16 protein-coding genes are annotated in these 17776 nt (G+C 23.6%); 6 read left to right on the top strand and 10 right to left on the bottom strand.

The genetic code is table 11. From position 1 onward, the window contains the following. Positions 1-70 precede the first annotated feature (70 nt). The 9 genes from accD to TGUWTKB_RS00985 all read right to left on the bottom strand — a co-directional run bounded on the left by accD (position 71) and on the right by TGUWTKB_RS00985 (position 10561). Entirely contained in the window at positions 71-943 is an 873-nt protein-coding gene (gene accD, locus TGUWTKB_RS01025; protein WP_052459525.1) for an acetyl-CoA carboxylase, carboxyltransferase subunit beta, read from the bottom strand. A gap of 181 nt (positions 944-1124) precedes the next feature. Continuing rightward, the gene (gene truA / locus TGUWTKB_RS01020; protein ID WP_041062669.1) at positions 1125-1919 is read right to left on the bottom strand and encodes a tRNA pseudouridine(38-40) synthase TruA; all 795 of its coding nucleotides are present in this window, start codon (positions 1917-1919) and stop codon (positions 1125-1127) included. A gap of 15 nt (positions 1920-1934) precedes the next feature. Beyond that, positions 1935-3131 carry a 4-phosphoerythronate dehydrogenase gene (locus tag TGUWTKB_RS01015; RefSeq protein ID WP_232501628.1) on the bottom strand — a complete coding sequence of 399 codons (1197 nt, stop codon included), beginning with the start codon at positions 3129-3131 and terminating at the stop codon, positions 1935-1937. An 84-nt stretch (positions 3132-3215) separates the two neighbouring features. Next, positions 3216-4544 carry a ribosome biogenesis GTPase Der gene (gene der, locus TGUWTKB_RS01010; protein WP_041062663.1) on the bottom strand — a complete coding sequence of 443 codons (1329 nt, stop codon included), beginning with the start codon at positions 4542-4544 and terminating at the stop codon, positions 3216-3218. Positions 4545-4786: 242 nt separating this feature from the next. Then, positions 4787-6064 (bottom strand): histidine--tRNA ligase, encoded by a 1278-nt coding sequence (gene hisS, locus TGUWTKB_RS01005; protein WP_041062660.1) that lies wholly within the window; start codon positions 6062-6064, stop codon positions 4787-4789. A 70-nt stretch (positions 6065-6134) separates the two neighbouring features. After that, a complete protein-coding gene (ispG, locus tag TGUWTKB_RS01000; RefSeq protein WP_052459524.1) occupies positions 6135-7214 on the bottom strand; it encodes a flavodoxin-dependent (E)-4-hydroxy-3-methylbut-2-enyl-diphosphate synthase in 1080 nt (359 codons plus the stop codon). Between the two features lie 210 nt (positions 7215-7424). Continuing rightward, positions 7425-7913 (bottom strand): helix-turn-helix domain-containing protein, encoded by a 489-nt coding sequence (locus tag TGUWTKB_RS00995; protein WP_052459523.1) that lies wholly within the window; start codon positions 7911-7913, stop codon positions 7425-7427. Between the two features lie 266 nt (positions 7914-8179). Next, positions 8180-9253, bottom strand: coding sequence for a 23S rRNA (adenine(2503)-C(2))-methyltransferase RlmN (gene rlmN, locus TGUWTKB_RS00990; protein ID WP_052459522.1), 1074 nt, complete (start codon positions 9251-9253; stop codon positions 8180-8182). Between the two features lie 138 nt (positions 9254-9391). Beyond that, a complete protein-coding gene (locus TGUWTKB_RS00985) occupies positions 9392-10561 on the bottom strand; it encodes a cysteine desulfurase family protein (RefSeq protein WP_232501627.1) in 1170 nt (389 codons plus the stop codon). A 198-nt stretch (positions 10562-10759) separates the two neighbouring features. Between TGUWTKB_RS00985 and TGUWTKB_RS00980 the strand changes: the two genes are divergently transcribed. From TGUWTKB_RS00980 to thyA, 3 genes are all read left to right on the top strand, one after another. After that, on the top strand, positions 10760-11548 hold the full coding sequence (locus TGUWTKB_RS00980) for an inositol monophosphatase family protein (RefSeq protein WP_041062657.1): 789 nt from the start codon (positions 10760-10762) through the stop codon (positions 11546-11548). 126 nt (positions 11549-11674) lie between these two features. Continuing rightward, complete coding sequence (lgt, locus tag TGUWTKB_RS00975; protein WP_041063508.1) at positions 11675-12544, top strand: prolipoprotein diacylglyceryl transferase; 870 nt, start codon at positions 11675-11677, stop codon at positions 12542-12544. A gap of 5 nt (positions 12545-12549) precedes the next feature. Beyond that, on the top strand, positions 12550-13347 hold the full coding sequence (thyA, locus tag TGUWTKB_RS00970; RefSeq protein ID WP_041062654.1) for a thymidylate synthase: 798 nt from the start codon (positions 12550-12552) through the stop codon (positions 13345-13347). A 35-nt stretch (positions 13348-13382) separates the two neighbouring features. Here thyA and argA read toward each other — a convergent pair whose 3' ends face one another. After that, entirely contained in the window at positions 13383-14699 is a 1317-nt protein-coding gene (gene argA / locus TGUWTKB_RS00965) for an amino-acid N-acetyltransferase (protein WP_041062651.1), read from the bottom strand. A gap of 191 nt (positions 14700-14890) precedes the next feature. On the opposite strand from argA, the gene TGUWTKB_RS00960 reads away from it, so the two are divergent. The 3 genes from TGUWTKB_RS00960 (at position 14891) to truB (ending at position 17764) form a co-directional block, all read left to right on the top strand. Beyond that, positions 14891-15538 (top strand): epoxyqueuosine reductase QueH, encoded by a 648-nt coding sequence (locus TGUWTKB_RS00960; protein ID WP_041062648.1) that lies wholly within the window; start codon positions 14891-14893, stop codon positions 15536-15538. Between the two features lie 887 nt (positions 15539-16425). Further along, complete coding sequence (gene rbfA, locus TGUWTKB_RS00955) at positions 16426-16809, top strand: 30S ribosome-binding factor RbfA (protein WP_041062645.1); 384 nt, start codon at positions 16426-16428, stop codon at positions 16807-16809. 25 nt (positions 16810-16834) lie between these two features. After that, the gene (gene truB / locus TGUWTKB_RS00950; protein WP_041062642.1) at positions 16835-17764 is read left to right on the top strand and encodes a tRNA pseudouridine(55) synthase TruB; all 930 of its coding nucleotides are present in this window, start codon (positions 16835-16837) and stop codon (positions 17762-17764) included. Positions 17765-17776: the final 12 nt, after the last annotated feature.

The raw sequence follows: 17776 nt of genomic DNA, 5'->3' as shown, positions 1-17776 counted from the left end.
AACTTTTAAAAAGTTTATTTTAAGATATTTTTGTAGATAACTCAAATTCTATCGATAAACAATATAGATTTTAATTATTTAAATTTAGTTTTGATATCTTCATAATTTTTGCTAATAAAGATGCTATTTTACTGCGCATTTTTAATCTATGTATAATCATATCAATTGATCCTTTTTCTAAAAGAAACTCGCTACGTTGAAAATTATTAGGTAATTTTTCTTTTACTGTTTGTTCTATTACTCGAGGTCCAGCAAATCCAATTAATGCTTTTGGTTCAGCAATATTTAAATCACCTAACATAGCAAAACTAGCAGATACTCCGCCCATTGTTGGATCAGTTAATATTGATATATATGGTAAACGACACTTTCTTAATTTTGTTAAAACAGCACTCGTTTTTGCCATTTGCATTAAAGAAATTAACGCTTCTTGCATACGAGCACCGCCACTAGCAGAAAAACAAACGAAAGCACATTTTTTTTGAATAGCTTGATTAACTGCACATACGAATTTTTCTCCTACAACTGATCCCATGGAGCCACCCATAAACATAAAATCAAGTGCTGCTACAACTATATTCATTCCATATAGTTTTCCTTCCATGACTACTAATGCATCTTTTTCTGCAGTTTTTTGTTGAGCAATTTTTAAGCGATCTTTATATTTTTTAGAATCTTGAAATTTTAAAATATCTTTTGGTTCTATTTCTACACCTAGTTCTTTAATAATACTATTTTTGTCTAAAAACTGATGCAGACGTTCGCGTGCTCCTATACGCATATGATTGTTACATTTTGGACATACTTTTAAATTACGTTCAAGTTCTGCTTTATATAATACTTGTTTACAAATATTGCATTTTGTCCATATTCCTTCTGGAATTTTTGATCGATGTGTAGTTATAATTTTTTTTTTTTTAAAAATACGTTCAATCCAATTCATACAATTACCCATTTTTTTGTAGAAAATTTTTGTTATGTAATGATGTTATATATGCTATAAAATTATTTATATCAATAGTTATTTATACTTTATATAAAAAAATAATCAACACTATTTATAATAGTTTTGATGTTTAAATTATTTTTTAAAAATTTTAGAGTTAACAGTGTAATTTATTATTTTAAAAAAAATCAGAAAAAAGTCCGGTGTTTATTTTAGGTAAATGAAAAAAATCAGGATAATCTACTGAAAAAAGGTAAAGACCTTTTGCTTTTACGGTAGAAAAATGAGATATATTACAGTTTTTAATTTTTAGGATTTCAGAGATCCATGTTTCATTTTTTTTATAATTTTTTCCTATTTCGATTAAACTACCAACAATTTTTCTAACCATATGATGTAAAAAAGAATTTGCTTTTATATCAATAATAATATAATTATTTATTTTCTTAATAAGAACGTACATGATATTTCTCCATGGAGTACTTGATTGACACTGTGATGAACGAAAAATAGAAAAATCTTTTTCTCCTATTAAAAATAATCCAGCTTGTTGCATTTTATCAACATTTAATGGTTCTTTAACATGTAAAACATTATTATTAAGAAATATGCTTGGTTTAGAAATTTTATTATATATTAAATAACGATAACATCTAGAAATAGCACTAAAACGGGCATGAAAATATTTTGGAACATGTTTAACCCAAGATATTGCAATATCTTCTGGAAGAAGTTGATTAGCACCTTTTATCCATGCACTATCAGGTCTTAATTTTTTACATTCGAAATGAATTACTTGTCCTATACTATGCACTCCTTTATCTGTTCTTCCTGCACAAAAAGTAGTAATTTTATGATCAGAAATTTTAGATAACACTGTTTCTAATTCTTCTTGTACAGTACGCACGTTTTTTTGACGCTGCCAACCATAATAATTTTTTCCATTGTACTCAATACATAATGCTAATTTCAGCCTCTATACTCCTTATTAATACATATGATAATTATTTTTATATAAAATTTTTGTAGAAAATCCGATATTTCGTAGTATTTTTTCTGTTAATAGATCATTACAACAAACTTCAATAGAAGACCATTCACGACGTATTCCATAATTTTTTCTTATTTTATCGAAATTTTCTGATATATTTGTTGTAATATTTCTTAAGGAGATATCATCTTGATTAATATCATATATAAGATGTACTAAATTTCTAAATTTAGATTGAGTAAATGATCCATTTAAATAAATTTTTGTAAAAATAGGAGTAGGAAGCATGTCTTTAATAGATATATTTTCTGATTTTTTAATAAATTCACACCAGACTTTATATACTTGAATTGTTGCTCTAACTTTTCCTTCTAATGTATGTCCAGCAATATGTGCTGTACCAATGTCAATTTTTTTTAATAGTTTTTTTAAAAAATTTGGTTCATTTTCCCATACATCTAGCACTACTTTTAGATCCGAACGAAAATCTAATATTTCTAATAAATCAAGATTATTAATTACAGAACCTCGACATGTATTAATAATGATAGTGTTTTTTTTAAGAGAAGATAATAATGACTTATCAAAAAGATGTAAACTTTTGTAAGGACCATAATTATATAATGGAACATGTAAAGTTAATATATCAGCTTGTTTAATAATTTCTTTTAACGTAAAAAACTTTTTTTTATTTTTTATTTTTGATAAAGGTGGATCACATAAAACGTTTTTTATTCCTAAGCAGTTTAAATATCTATGTAAAAGACTACCAATGTTTCCAAAACCAATTATTCCAATAGTTCGATTTTTTAATAAAAAATTTTCTTTTTGCGCAATTTTTAATAATGCAGCAAAAACATACTCGACTACTGAAATAGAATTACAACCAGGAGCTGAACAAAATTTAATATCTGATTTATCTAACCATTTTTTATCGATATGATCTGTTCCAGCAGTCACAGTTCCTACAAATTTAATAGTAGTATTAGACAATAAATTTTTATCAACTTTTGTGATAGATCGAACTATTAATCCATGTGCATTATGTAAAATTTCTTTTGGAATATGGCGTCCTGAAAAATTAATAACGTCACCAGTACGGCTAAATAATTCATTAGCATATGGTATGTTTTCATCAATAACTATTTTCACTTTTTTTTCTTGATTAATATATTGTACATAATTTTGCTTCAAACACTACCATGGTTTTTTTTTTATAACAACTGATTATAATCAATAATATTGATATTTTTAATTATCATTAATTATAATGATATTTTATCTTTTAAAAGGGTTATTATTTTTTTTAAAATTAATAAATAATTTTATACTAATTATTTTTAAAGATTGATGAAAATATTTTTCTAAGTAACGTTTGTAAGAACCAGGCAAATGATCCACTTGATTACCGTGAATAATAATAGTCAAAGGTTTATATTTACCTATATGAGCGTATTTTAACTTAATTAAACGACCTTTAAATAGAGGTGGACAATGATTTTTTTGAGCTAAATGCATTATATTCATTAATTTTGAGGTATTAATTGTTTTTTTTAAATTGAAGTTTGCTTCATTAATTGAGTTTACTATTTCTTTTATTTTTTTTTCATATAATGCTGAAATAAAATGTATGCGTACAAAACTAATAAAATTTAAGTTTGCACAAATATGTTTTTTAATTTCTTTTTTTTTTCTTTTTACGACAGTATCGTATTTATTAATAATAATAATTAAAGATTTCCCTTGATTTAATATAAAATTAATTAAAAATAAATCTTGTGTAGAAACTCCTATACATACATCAATCACTAATAAAATAATATCAGAATTTTTGATTGTTTTTAATGAATCTGAAATCATTTTTTTTTCAAGAATATTTTTTATTTTTTTCTTTTTACGAACTCCAGCAGTATCAATTAAAATATAATCATTATTATAAATTTTTATTGGAATAGATACGCTATCTATTGTAGTTCCTGTTATGGGAGATACAATCATTCTTTCTTCATTTAACAAATTATTAATTAATGTTGATTTTCCAGTATTAGGACGACCAATAAAAGCAATTTTAGGTGTATGTTTTTGTTCTTTTTGACAAAATTTTTTTTTTGGAAAATGCGATTGAAAAAATATTTGTTGTGCTAAAACCATAACTTCTTTTTTGTTTATAGAAGAAATAGGATAAATTTTTTCAAAACCTAATGCATAAAAATCATATTTTAATCTATCAAAATTATCAATTTTATCAATTTTATTTACTAACAAAAAAGTTTTTTTATTTTGTAAGGAAAGATATTTTGCAATTCTTTTATCTTCATATAATACTCCGGTAGATCCATCAGTTATAAATAAAATAAAGTTTGCTTTTTTAATTGCTATATTAGTTTGATATAAAACATTTTTGCTCATTTCATCTTTTTTATAACTAATTCCTCCTGTATCAATAATCGTAAAATAATTGTTTTTTATAATAGAAAAATTATATTTTCTATCTCTTGTCGTTCCTGCACTATCTGAAACTAAAGAACAATTTTTACCAATTAGATTATTGAACAATGTAGATTTTCCTACATTAGCACGTCCAATTAAAGCTATGATTGGAATCATTAAACATACCTTTTAAATGAATTAATTTTATTTACAAAAATTTTTATAATTCAATTAACAAAATATCTTATATTAAAAAAGTAATATTTTTTAAAATTTTTGATTTTTTTATAAAAGAATAATAACAAATTAATGACTAGTATAAATAAATACTGAATTTATAAGCATATTTTAAATAATTAAAAAAAAAATTTTTATTTCTTTCATTGATATTTATTTACAAAAAAACTTTTGTAATATATTTACAACAAGAAAATTTTTTTTAAAAGATCATTTTTTGATAGAAAAAATTGACTGTTTAAATTTAAATCTTTAAATAAAATTTTACTTTTTTTTATATTTTTATCATCTATTATTATAATATAATTTATTTTAAATTTATTTGCATATATGAGCTGTTTTTTTAAATTTTTTCCGCTAAGATCTGTAAATATTTTAAACATTGATTTCATATTACGAATTTCTTCAGCTAATTGAATAGCAAAATAGTTGCTTTCTTTCTTGAGGGAAACAATATAAATGCTAATATTTTTTTTATATTTAAAAGCATTATTTATATTTTTTATCAGTAGAAATAATCTTTCTATTCCTATAGCAAACCCAATAGCCGAAATAGATTTTTTTTGATCAATATGTTGAATTAAGTTATCATATCTTCCTCCCGAACAAATAGCATTTTGTGAACCTAGTTTTTCAGTTTTCCATTCAAACACTGTATCATTATAGTAATCCAATCCTCTAACTAAATAAGGATCTATTTTATAGAAAATATTATTTGTATTTAAAAAATTACATAATTCATCAAAATTTTTATGTGATTTTTTATCAAGATAATTAAGAAGAATAGGACCGTTACTAACGATTTCCTGTACTAATGGATTTTTACTATCTAATATTCGTAATGGATTTTTTTGTATTGTTTCTTTATATTTTTTATCTAATTTATGCTCATAGCTTTTTAAATATTTAATTAAAACATTACGATATTTCAATCTTATTTCTATGGATCCAATAGAATTTAAATGAAGAGTAACATAATTTAAAATTTTTAACTGTTTCCAAAATCGAGAACTCATCATAATTAATTCTGCATCAATCATTGGTGCCTCTAATCCGAAAACTTCTACTCCTAATTGGTGAAACTGTCTATACCTTCCATTCTGAGGACGTTCATAACGAAACATTGGTCCTAGATACCATAAACGATTATAATAATTATTTAAAATATGATAATTTTTAATAATTGAACGAACACACCCAGCAGTTCCTTCTGGTCGTAATGTAATACTTTTTCCTTTTTTATCACTAAATGTATACATTTCTTTATTGATTAAATCTGTAAATGTTCCAATTGCTTTTTCGAATAATATCGTTTTTTCTAAAATAGGCATTCTAATTTCAGAATATCCATAATTATTTAATATTTTTTTTAAAACATTTTCTATTGTTTGTAAAATTATAGTATCTTGAGGTAAATAATCATTCATTCCACGAACAGCGGAAATTTTATTATTTTTCATATAATATCTCTTTATAATAAAAGATTTTATTTTTTTAATATTTTATACTATATGATATTAATAAAATTAATTATTTTATTTTGTTACGAACTAGTTCTTCAATTTCTTTTAAAATATTTTTGTTTTTTATGCGTTCATTTTTTGGGCTACCGTTTTCATAAATTCGACTAAATTTTTTTCCACCCACTATACCAATATCAGCATTTTTAGCTTCTCCAATACCATTTACAATACAACCTATTATTGATATGTTTAAAGGTGTAATTATATCTTCTAATTTATTTTCTAAATATTTTAAAGTATTGATAACATCAAATTCTTGTCTAGAACACGTTGGGCAAGCAATAAAATTAATTCCTCGAAAACGAACTTTTAATGCTCTAAGAATATCAAATCCAATTTTTATTTCTTGAATTGGATTATCTGTTAAAGAAACACGAATCGTATCTCCAATTCCTTCTAAAAGTAGTGTTCCAATACCAATTGCTGATTTTACTATTCCTGAGTTTAGACCTCCAGCTTCTGTAACACCTAAGTGTAAAGGTTGATCAATTTTTTTTGAAAGAAGACGACATGCTTCAATAGTAATGAGTACATCAGATGATTTAATACTAACTTTAAATTGATAAAAATTTAAATTATCAAAATAATCAATTTGTCTCATGGCTGATTCTAATAAAGCTTGTGAATTAGGATAATTTCCATACTTTTTTTGTAAGTCTTTTTCTAAAGAACCAGAATTTATACCTAATCGAATAGGAATATTTTTTTCACGCGCGCAACTAACAACTTGTTTAATATGATTAATATTTCCAATATTTCCTGGGTTAATGCGTAAGCAGTCAGCACCATATTCTGCAACTTTCAATGCAATTTGGTAATTGAAATGAATATCAGCTATTAAAGGAATATTAACTCTTTTTTTTATAATTTTAAATGCTTCAGCAGAAGCCATATCAGGAATAGAAATACGAACAAGATCAGCGCCTGCATTTTTTAGTTGTTTAATTTGATGAATAGTATTCACTATATCAATAGTTTTTGTATTCGTCATGGATTGAACACTAATAGGCGCATTATCTCCAATAGGGACATTACCAACATAAATACGTCTTGATTGACGACGACTAATATTTTTTTCTTCATTCATCTTTTAAAATTTTTAATAGTATTTATCTATAAATCTTAACAAACACGTTTTTCGATAACAATGTAAAGATTATTCTACTATTATACTATTTTTGAGAAAAAAATTAATATAAATAGCTCTAGTAATTATACTTTAACATATATATTTAAAAAATGAATTTTTATTAACCTTAAAAAAATAACTATCTACTGTACTGCTGTAAATTCATTTTTAAACAGCAATATCCTTATTTTCATTTAAACTACTTTGATCAACAACAGAAATAACTTCTTTTTTCGAAAGATGATTAGTTGTTTTTATCCACCAAATACCAACTAAAACAGATATTATAAATATAACGAACCAAGTAAATATTTTTAACCAATTATCAATAATCGAATAATCTCTATGAGATATAGAATCTATTTTTTTTGATTTTAATGTTGAAAGTTTTATAGGAGTTTCTTCTGTTATTTTTAATAACAGTTCATCTTCTGGAATTTCTACTAAACGAGCATAAGAACGTATATAACCTTTTAAAAAAGTTAAAGATATATCTTTAGGTAGTTCATTTTCCTCAAGATCCTTTATAATTGAAACTTTTAGATATAATTTATCAGCCACGTCTTGTTGAGTTAAGCCTATTTTTTTACGAGCTGTTTTTAATCTGTTACCTATAGAGTCTACAGATATTTCATTTTGATTAGAGTTAATGTTCATTAACTAAATTATGCCAATTTTATACAAAAATAAAGTTTTTATTACACTTTCAAAATACATGAAAGTTTTTGTGAAAATATATAGAATAAATGTATCTATATATAAATATTGATATTATTGAATATTAATATGTATTAAACAATCAAATTATTTTTTTTAAAATAAAATAATTTATTTAAAGCATTCGATCAAGAAATTACATCATTATTAATAGTTAGCAGTAATAATCTTATAAATAATCAGTTATTTATGCGAGTTTATATTATCTAGCTATTTTTTTCTCCAATTAGTTGACCACAAGAAGCATTAATATCAGATCCTTTTGTTTTACGTATTACTGTGAAAAATCCGTTTTTCATTAAAATTTCTGAAAAACGAAAAATTTTTTCATAAGAACTAGTTTTATAAGGTAATCCTTTTATAAAGTTCCAAGGAATAAGATTAATTTTACTTGGAATTTTTTTTAAAAGAATGATTAATTTATGAGCATCTTCTTCGCTATCATTAATATTATTTAACATAACATATTCAATAGTAATTCCTTTTTTATTTGCATATGAATTTTTAGTATATTCTTTTATTGCATTTAAAAGGTTACATATATTATATTTTTTATTAATAGGTACAATTTTATTTCGTAATGCATCATTTGACGCATGCAATGAAATTGCTAATGCTACATCAACAATTTTTTTTAATTTTTTAAAAGCTGGAACAATACCAGTAGTAGAAATAGTAACACGACGTTTAGAAAAACCAAAACAATAATCGTCTAATATTATTAAAATAGCCTGGCCAACATTGTTTACGTTCAATAAAGGTTCACCCATTCCCATAAACACAATATTTGTTATGGGAAGAATTTTTTTTTTATTTTGTATATTTTTAATTAACCAAATTTGACCAATTATTTCAGATGTTAAAAGATTACGATAAAATTTTTGTTGTCCAGTAGCACAAAAAGAACATTTTACAGGACAACCAATCTGAGAAGATACACAGAGTGTACCTCGATTTTTTTCAGGAATATAAACTGTCTCAATATATTGAGTACTAATAAGAATTAGCCATTTTATAGTACCATCAATCGATTTTTCTTCTTTTATGATTTTTGGTATTTTAATTTCGCTAAATTTTTTTAATTTATTACGTAATGATTTACTAATATTTGTCATCTTTTCGAAATCATCACAAAAATTGTGATAAATCCATTTCATAATTTGATTAGCTCGAAAAGGTTTTTCATTAATATCAACTAAAAATTTTTTCATTTGATCACGAGTGAGATCAAGTAAATTTATCGGTTGTTCGTTTTTTAGATGATTTTTTGAAAAAAACATAGCAATTTTTATTGTTTTTTTTATTAATATAATATAAAAAATTAACGATTTTCTTGTTAAGAATTATTCCCTGGATTCTAACATAAAAATATTATCATTAATATAGAAGACATTAATAAAAAACATGTATACTTTGTTTTAATTTTTTTTATAAAAATAAACAATATTTTTCTTTAAAAACTTAGTTGCATAATTTATTTCTTCTTCAGTAGTAAAACGTCCAAAAGAAAAACGTAAGGAACTATTTACAATTTTTTCGTTTAATCCCATTGCTTTTAATACATGTGATTTTTTTACAGAAGAGTTACAAGCAGAACCATAAGACATACTTAATGTTTTTAAAATTTCTACAAAAAAGGTTTTTTTTACATCAAAGAAACAAATATTAATTATGCTCGGGACATTTAATTTTAAGTCACCGTTAAAAGAAATATTTTTAATGTTTTTGATTTTATTAAATAGAATATCATGAAATTTTTTTAGACGTTTTTTTTCTTCTGAGAAAAATTTTTTTTTCTGGATAATTTCGGATGCTTTACCAATTCCAACAATTTGATGTGTAGCTAAAGTACCTGATCTTATTTTTTTTTCTTGTCCACCTCCGTGTATGAGAGGCTCCATAATAAGGTGTAGATTTTGACGTATATACAAGACACCAACACCCTTAGGTCCATAAAATTTATGTGCAGAAAAAGACATTAAATCAATATTTTTTTTTCTTAAGTCAACAGTAAATTTTCCAATAGATTGGGTTGCGTCTACGTGAAAATATATATGATTTTTTTTGCAAATTTTTCCGATAGCACTAATATCTTGAATTACTCCAATTTCATTGTTAACTTCCATAATAGAAACTAAAAAAGTATCTTCTTTAATGGATTTTTTTATTTCTTTTATATCTATTAAACCATTTTTTAATGGTTTAATATAAGTAACATTAAATCCTTTTTTTTCTAAAAAAAGACAAGTATTAATTACTGATTTATGTTCAATAGAACTTGTAATAATATGTTTTTTTTTGTTATTATGAGAGTATGCTAATCCCTTAATAGCCAAATTATTTGATTCAGTCGCCCCAGAAGTAAAAAATATTTCGTTTGTATTAACATGAATCAAATCAGCTACCTGATTTCTAGCTATATCAATAGCTTCTTCTGCATGCCATCCAAATTGATGAGATCGTGAGGAAGAATTTCCAAATTTTTCGCTATTACCTAAATATTGAATCATTGATTGAGTAACTTCAGGATCAATAGGAGTCGTTGAAGCATAATCAAAATAAATAGGTAATTTTATAAGTTTTTTCATTGATTTTTAAAGTTAATTAAACTAATACTTTTTAAAAAAGTATTTATTTTAATTTATAATAAAAGATATCTTTATTTTTTCTTAGTAGTATATAATATATATTATTTTAGCAAAAAATCTATTAGAAATAACTTGCGATAACTAATAAATTGTCTATTTTTTTTATTACCAAAAATAAATTTATAATGAGAAAATAAAATGCATCCTATGCTTAATATAGCTATACGTGCAATACGTAAAGCAGGAACTATAATTGCAAAAAATTATGAAGTATTAGCAGATGCACGTGGAAAAAATATCTATCTTAAAAATGAATATTTTATTAATATTAACTATAAAGTAGCAACTATTATTAATACAATCGTTCAAAGATCTTATCCTCATCATAACTTTTTTTATGCAAAAATTAATAAAAAAATTGAAAAAAAATCTCATTTCACATGGATTATTAATCCATTAGATGGTATTAATAATTTTATTAAATGTTTTCCGTATTTTGCTATTTCAATTGCTATACAAATGAAAAATAAAACTGAAGCTGCTGTAATTTATGATCCAATACGCAATGAATTATTTACAGCTGCAAGAGGAAGAGGAGCACAGATTAACGGTTTTAGGTTGCGATGTAGTAAGTCTACAGAATTAAAGCATGCTATTGTCGCAATCAATTTTTTAGTAAATAGTAAAAAAAAATATATTTTTAAATTTAATTTGGTTAAAAAATTATTAGATAAAGATATTGATTTACGTTGCACTGGTTCTTCTGCTTTAAACTTTGCATATTTAGCAGCTGGTAGAATAGATGCAGACATTGCAATGGACATGGCTCCATGGAATATTTTCTCAGGTGAACTACTAATACGTGAATCTGGTGGCTTAGTGACAGATTTTAGAGGTTCTAATAATTATTTGCAATCAGAAAGTTTAATATCTGGTAACGCTAAAATTGTTAAATTACTTTTTATGGAGATTCATCAAACTTTATAAAACTTAGTTTTCTATAAAAATAAAAGTTTTATTTTATAATATAAATAGAATTTAATTTTTTTTAAATTATTTAGCTATTTTATAGTATATTTACCGATTTTAAGATTAAAAACGAGTTTATTTATGATATATAATAATTATTTACATTTTCCTCAAATTAATCCTGTAATTTTTTCTATAGGACCTATAAATTTTTATTGGTATGGATTGATGTATGCATTAAGCTTTTTTTTTGCTATTTATGTAGGAAAAAAAAAATCTAAAAAATCATTAGGTGTCTGGAAAAAAGAAGAAATAAATAATCTATTTCATATGAGTTTTTGGGGTGCAATTATAGGAGGACGTTTGGGTTATGTACTTTTTTACAATATTCAACTCTTTTTAAATAATCCTTTTTATTTATTTAAAATTTGGGAAGGTGGGATGTCATTCCATGGTGGTTTAATTGGTGTTATTGTAATAGCTTTTTATTTTTCAAAAAATTCAAATAAAAGTTTTTTAAAAATTACTGACTTGATTGCACCTTTAATACCTTTTGGTTTAGGGGCAGGTCGATTAGGAAATTTTATTAATGGAGAATTATGGGGTAGAGTCTCAACAAGTTCTTGTTTTTCAATGCTTTTTCCAAAATCACGTGAAATTGATTTAATTCTTGCTAAGAATAACATACAATACCAAATTTTATTGAAAAATTACGGAGTATTACCTAGACATCCTTCTCAAATTTATGAATTCTTTCTAGAAGGAATTTTGTTATTTTTTATTATGAATATTATTGCTAAAAAATATAAAAAAACTGGAATAACATCAGGAACCTTTATGATTATTTATGGAATTTTTAGAATTTTTTCAGAATTTTTTCGTGAACCAGATCCTCAACTTGGTCTTTTTTTAAAGACTATTAGTATGGGACAAATTTTATCATTACCAATGATTTTTTTTGGAATATTTATTTTAATATATTCATTAAATGGTTTTTTTTACAAAAATAAGTGATAAATATGAAACAATATTTAGAATTAGTAAAAAAAGTTATAAGTAAAGGTACAAAAAAAAAAGATCGAACTGGAATAGGCACATTATCCATTTTTGCTCATCAAATGCGTTTTAACCTAAAAAAAGGATTTCCATTAATTACAACAAAAAAGTGTTATATTCCTGCAATTATTCATGAATTACTCTGGTTTTTAAAAGGAGAAACAAATGTACGTTATTTACAGAAAAAAAATATTACAATCTGGAATGAATGGGCAGATAAACTTGGAAACCTTGGACCTATATATGGAAAACAGTGGCGTTTTTGGCAAACAAGTGATAACGGAAAAAGTATAGATCAAATAAGTTCTATGGTACACGCTTTAAAATATAATCCAAATTCACGTCGAATGCTTGTATCAGCTTGGAATGTGGGAGATATAGAAAAAATGGCTTTACCTCCTTGTCATGTACTTTTTCAATTATATGTTAATAACAAAAAACTTTCGTGTCAAATTTATCAACGTTCTTGTGATGTATTTCTTGGTTTGCCATTTAATATAGCTAGCTACGCACTTTTATTACATATGTTCGCTGAACAAACTAATTTAAAACCTCACGAATTAATTTGGACCGGAGGGGATATACATTTATATATTAATCATTTAAAACAAGCAAACACACAATTAAAACGTGAACCAAAACCCCTTCCTAATCTAATTATTCAAGGAAAACCTAAATCTATTTTTGATTATAGCTTTGATGACTTTTTAATAAAAAACTATACACCGCATCCTTCAATTAAAGCTGAAATTGCTATATAAATAAAATATTACTACAATGATATCGGACTTATATATTATAAATACAACATAAGTATTTTTGATTTTCTTTGGTGATTGTATATTTTTCTTTTAATTTTTGGTAAAGAATCAATGTTCACAGGAACAAAACCATTTTCTTGAAACCAATGTATACTACATGTAGTCATGACAAAAATTTTTTTTAATCCAATTTTTAATGATTGATTTTCTATAGCACGTAATAATAATTGCCCTCTTGATGATTTTCTATAATCAGGATGTACAGCTAGGCAAGCCATTTCTCCTATTTTTTCTTTTTTAAAAACATATAAAGCAACACAAGCAATAATTAAATTTTCCCGTTTAATAATAATAAATTTATCAATTTCTGTTTCTAATTGTTTACGTGAACGATATACTAAAATACCTGCTTTTTCTAAAGGACGTATTAGTTCTATAATACCACCTATATCATTAACTTTTGCATGTAGTATTTTTTCGGAAGACTCCATAACAATTTGAGTTCCTATACCTTCTCTAGAAAAAAGTTCTTGTAGTAATGCTCCGTTTTCTTGATAACTAATAAAGTGACTTCTTTTAACACCATTTTGACAGGCTTTTATTGCTCCTCTTAAAAAGAGAACAGTGCTTTTTTTAATTTCCTGGTTATTTTTTAAAAATTCTTTTAGTTTTTTAGGAAAAATTTCTGAAATTACTTCTCCATAACTATTAGTGATTCCCTGCTCATTGCAAAAACCAATCATTTTTTCAGCTTGTAAAGAAATAGCTATTTTTGTAGCAATATCTTCAGATAACAAATTAAAATTTTCACCAGTTACTGATGCTGCTATTGGTCCTATTAATACAATATTTTTGTTATTTAACTGATGAACAATAGCATCTTTTTCTATTCGTCTTATACAGCCAGTATATATGTAGTCTATTCCATCCTTAACACCTAACGGTTGAGCTATAACAAAATTACCACTAACAACATTAATATTAGCACCCTGTAATGGTGTATTGTTTAAACTCATAGATAAACGAGCTATAATTTCTAATTGAAGACTACCCGCTTCTTTTTTGATTAGTTCTAAAGAATATATATCTGTTATACGATTGTATTGATAATACTCGGCTTGAATATTATTTTTTTTTAAGCTAGTGTTAATTTGAGGACGGGCTCCATATACTATTACTAAACGAATACCTAAACTATGTAATAATCCTATATCATTTATGATGTTATAAAAATTTTTATGTTTGATTGCTTCTCCATTTAACATAATCACAAAAATTTTGTTACGATGAGTATTAATATATGGAACTGCATGACGAAAACCATGAACTAATTCAGTGGTACGTTCCTTCATAATAACCTCTAAATAAATATATTGTTTCACTTTATAAAATCAGTTAATTAATTTTATAAAAAGTATTTACAAAATTTTACTAATTATTTTTGAGAAAAAATAATATTTTTATAAATTTTATAACTAATTGATAAAAATTAAATAATAAAAAATATTATATATTTTAAAAAAACTATGGAATAAATAATTATATGTTAATAATTTTCAAAAAAAAATCAATAATTCTTCCTAAAGGTTATAAAAAACTTTTATTACATTCTTGTTGTTCACCGTGTGCATGTTATGCTATGGAATTATTACAAAACTCTAATATTAACTTTTCTATTTTTTTTTATAATCCAAATGTTCATCCAAAAAAAGAATATATACTTCGTAAAAACGAAAATATACGTTTCGCAAAAAAATTAAACATTCCTTTTATAGATGTTGATTATGATAAAAATAATTGGTTTAATCGTATAAAAGGACTTGAATTTGAACCAGAAAGAGGAAAACGATGTACTTTATGTTTCGATATGCGTTTTGAAAGAACAGCTTTATATGCTTATGAAAATAATTTTTCAATAATTACTAGTGTTTTAGGAATTTCTCGATGGAAAGATTTAGACCAAATTAATAAATCTGGTTTAAAAGCAGTCTCACGATATTCTAATATGATATACTGGACCTTTAATTGGAGAAAAAAAGGAGGTTCATTAAATATGATAACAATTAGTAAACGTGAAAAATTTTATCAACAACAATACTGTGGTTGTGTTTATTCGCTTCGTGATACTAATAAACATAGAATAAAGAATAATCGAAACAAAATTCAAATAGGTAAAAATTATTATCAATAAATTTTTGTTATAAAAATTTTTGAATAAAATTATTGTAATATTATTTTTTTATTGCAAATAAAACATCAAAATAATATCTAAACTAGTTATTTTTATTTATCTTAAATTTTCTGTAAAAACATTACTTATTTTTAATAATTTTTTTATAAACACTTAATTATGAAATATTTTTTACTGATTTTATTAAAAAATAAAGAAATATAAAATTGTATAAAGTTAAATTTATAACAACTTGTAAACTTTTTAAGTCATTTTAATTATAAAAAACTAAAATTTTTTTACATCTTTTAAGTATTATTTAACTACTTTATAATCATTCATAGAATTTATTTAATGATTTTTTAATATAAAAAAAAATACGCTGTGTTATAAAAAAAATTTTAAATTAATCATTAGTAGATATTAAAAAGATAAAAACAGCTTATTTTTATAAAAAATAAATTTTATCTATACACTAAACGAAATATTCTATGTTAGCATAAATTTTTTTTAAAAATTATATTAAAATTAATACAAGTCGTATTGTATATAAAAAAATATCTAAAATAACATGGGTTGTATTATAAAAAATAGTAAAAATTATGATACATTTAATCTTAAAATGTATAATTTATTTAATTCTATGTAGGATTTTTCTTGAATATTGTGTAATTCAAACAATTATTTATTATTTTATAATAACTAGAAATTTTTTATAAAAATAAAAAAAATATTTTTATAAAGTCAAAAAAATTATTGAAAAATTTTTAAAATGGTGATATTTGTTCGATTTTTCTTAAAATTTAACAAATATAAATTAATCATGATATATTTTCTAACATTTATTAAAAAATATTATAAATAGTTTTCTTAACAAAATTATAATGTTTTTTAGGTTAATTTATTATATGAAAAAAAAACAACCAAAAACATTACGTTCTTTAAAATTTAGCCAAGAATTAAGAAAAAACATTTCTACTATTCTTCAACATCAAATTAAAGATCCTCGTATTAGTAAAACTGTTTTAATATCCGATGTTATCGTATCAAATGATCTTATTTACACAAAAATTTTTTTTACAATTTTTGAATATAAAAATCAAGAAAAAATAAAAATTACGTTAAAAGGTCTAAAAAATTCCTCAAAATATATACGATACTTATTAGGAAAATCAATGCATTTACGTATTTTACCTGAATTAAAATTTTTTTATGATTATTCACTAACAAACGGAATAAATATTTCTAATATTCTATCTAACCTTTTACGTTACGAAAAAGATAAGAAATAACTGTAAAGAGAATAAAGATACATTAATGAAAAATAAAAAACATCGTATAATAAATGGATTTTTTATATTAAATAAACCAAGAGGATGTTCCTCAAATCAAATTTTACAAAAAATTAAAAATATATTTCAAGCAAAAAAAGCTGGCCATACTGGATCGCTTGATCCAATAGCTACTGGTATGTTACCAATTTGCTTAGGAGAAGCTACTAAGTTTTCTCAATATTTATTAAATGCTAACAAGCATTATCAAGTCTTAGCAAAGTTAGGTCAAACAACTAATACATCTGATTCAGAAGGTATAGTGATTAAAGAACGTCTAATAAAATTTAATGAAAAATATTTATTAGACGTTCTTAAAAGTTTTACTGGAAAAATATTACAAACTCCTTCTATGTTTTCTGCTATAAAAAAAAATGGAATTCCTTTATATAAATATGCAAGAAAAGGAGTTACAATTTTTCGGCAACCTCGTTTAATTAATATTTATAAACTACGATATATTTTTTGGAAAAAAGAATTTTTAAAACTCGAAATTCATTGCTCAAAAGGTACTTATATTCGTACATTAATTGAAGATATTGGTGAAAAACTTGGTTGTGGTGCACATGTAATTATGTTACATCGCATAAAAATATCATCTATTCATCATGAAATGACTTCTTTTGACCAATTACAAAAAATATATTCCTTTTCTGAAAAAAATGGTATTGATAAGTATCATTTAATTGATAGATTGATATTTCCAATAGAAAAATTATTAATAATGTTTCCTGAATATAATTTACTAGAAAAATTTACTATAATTTTAAAAAATGGAAAAATAATAAAGTATAAAAAAAATAGTTCTTATACTGGATTTATACGAATTACTGAAGGAAAGAAAAAAAAATTTATAGGAGTAGGAAAAATTAATAACAAAGAAGAAATAATTCCTATTCGTTTGCTAAATACTTAAAAAATTTATGCA

The sequence above is a fragment of the Candidatus Tachikawaea gelatinosa genome, assembly GCF_000828815.1.
GTDB lineage: Bacteria > Pseudomonadota > Gammaproteobacteria > Enterobacterales > Enterobacteriaceae > Tachikawaea > Tachikawaea gelatinosa.
Note: the sequence above shows the minus strand (reverse complement) of the source record. Positions and strands in the feature narration are given on the sequence as shown.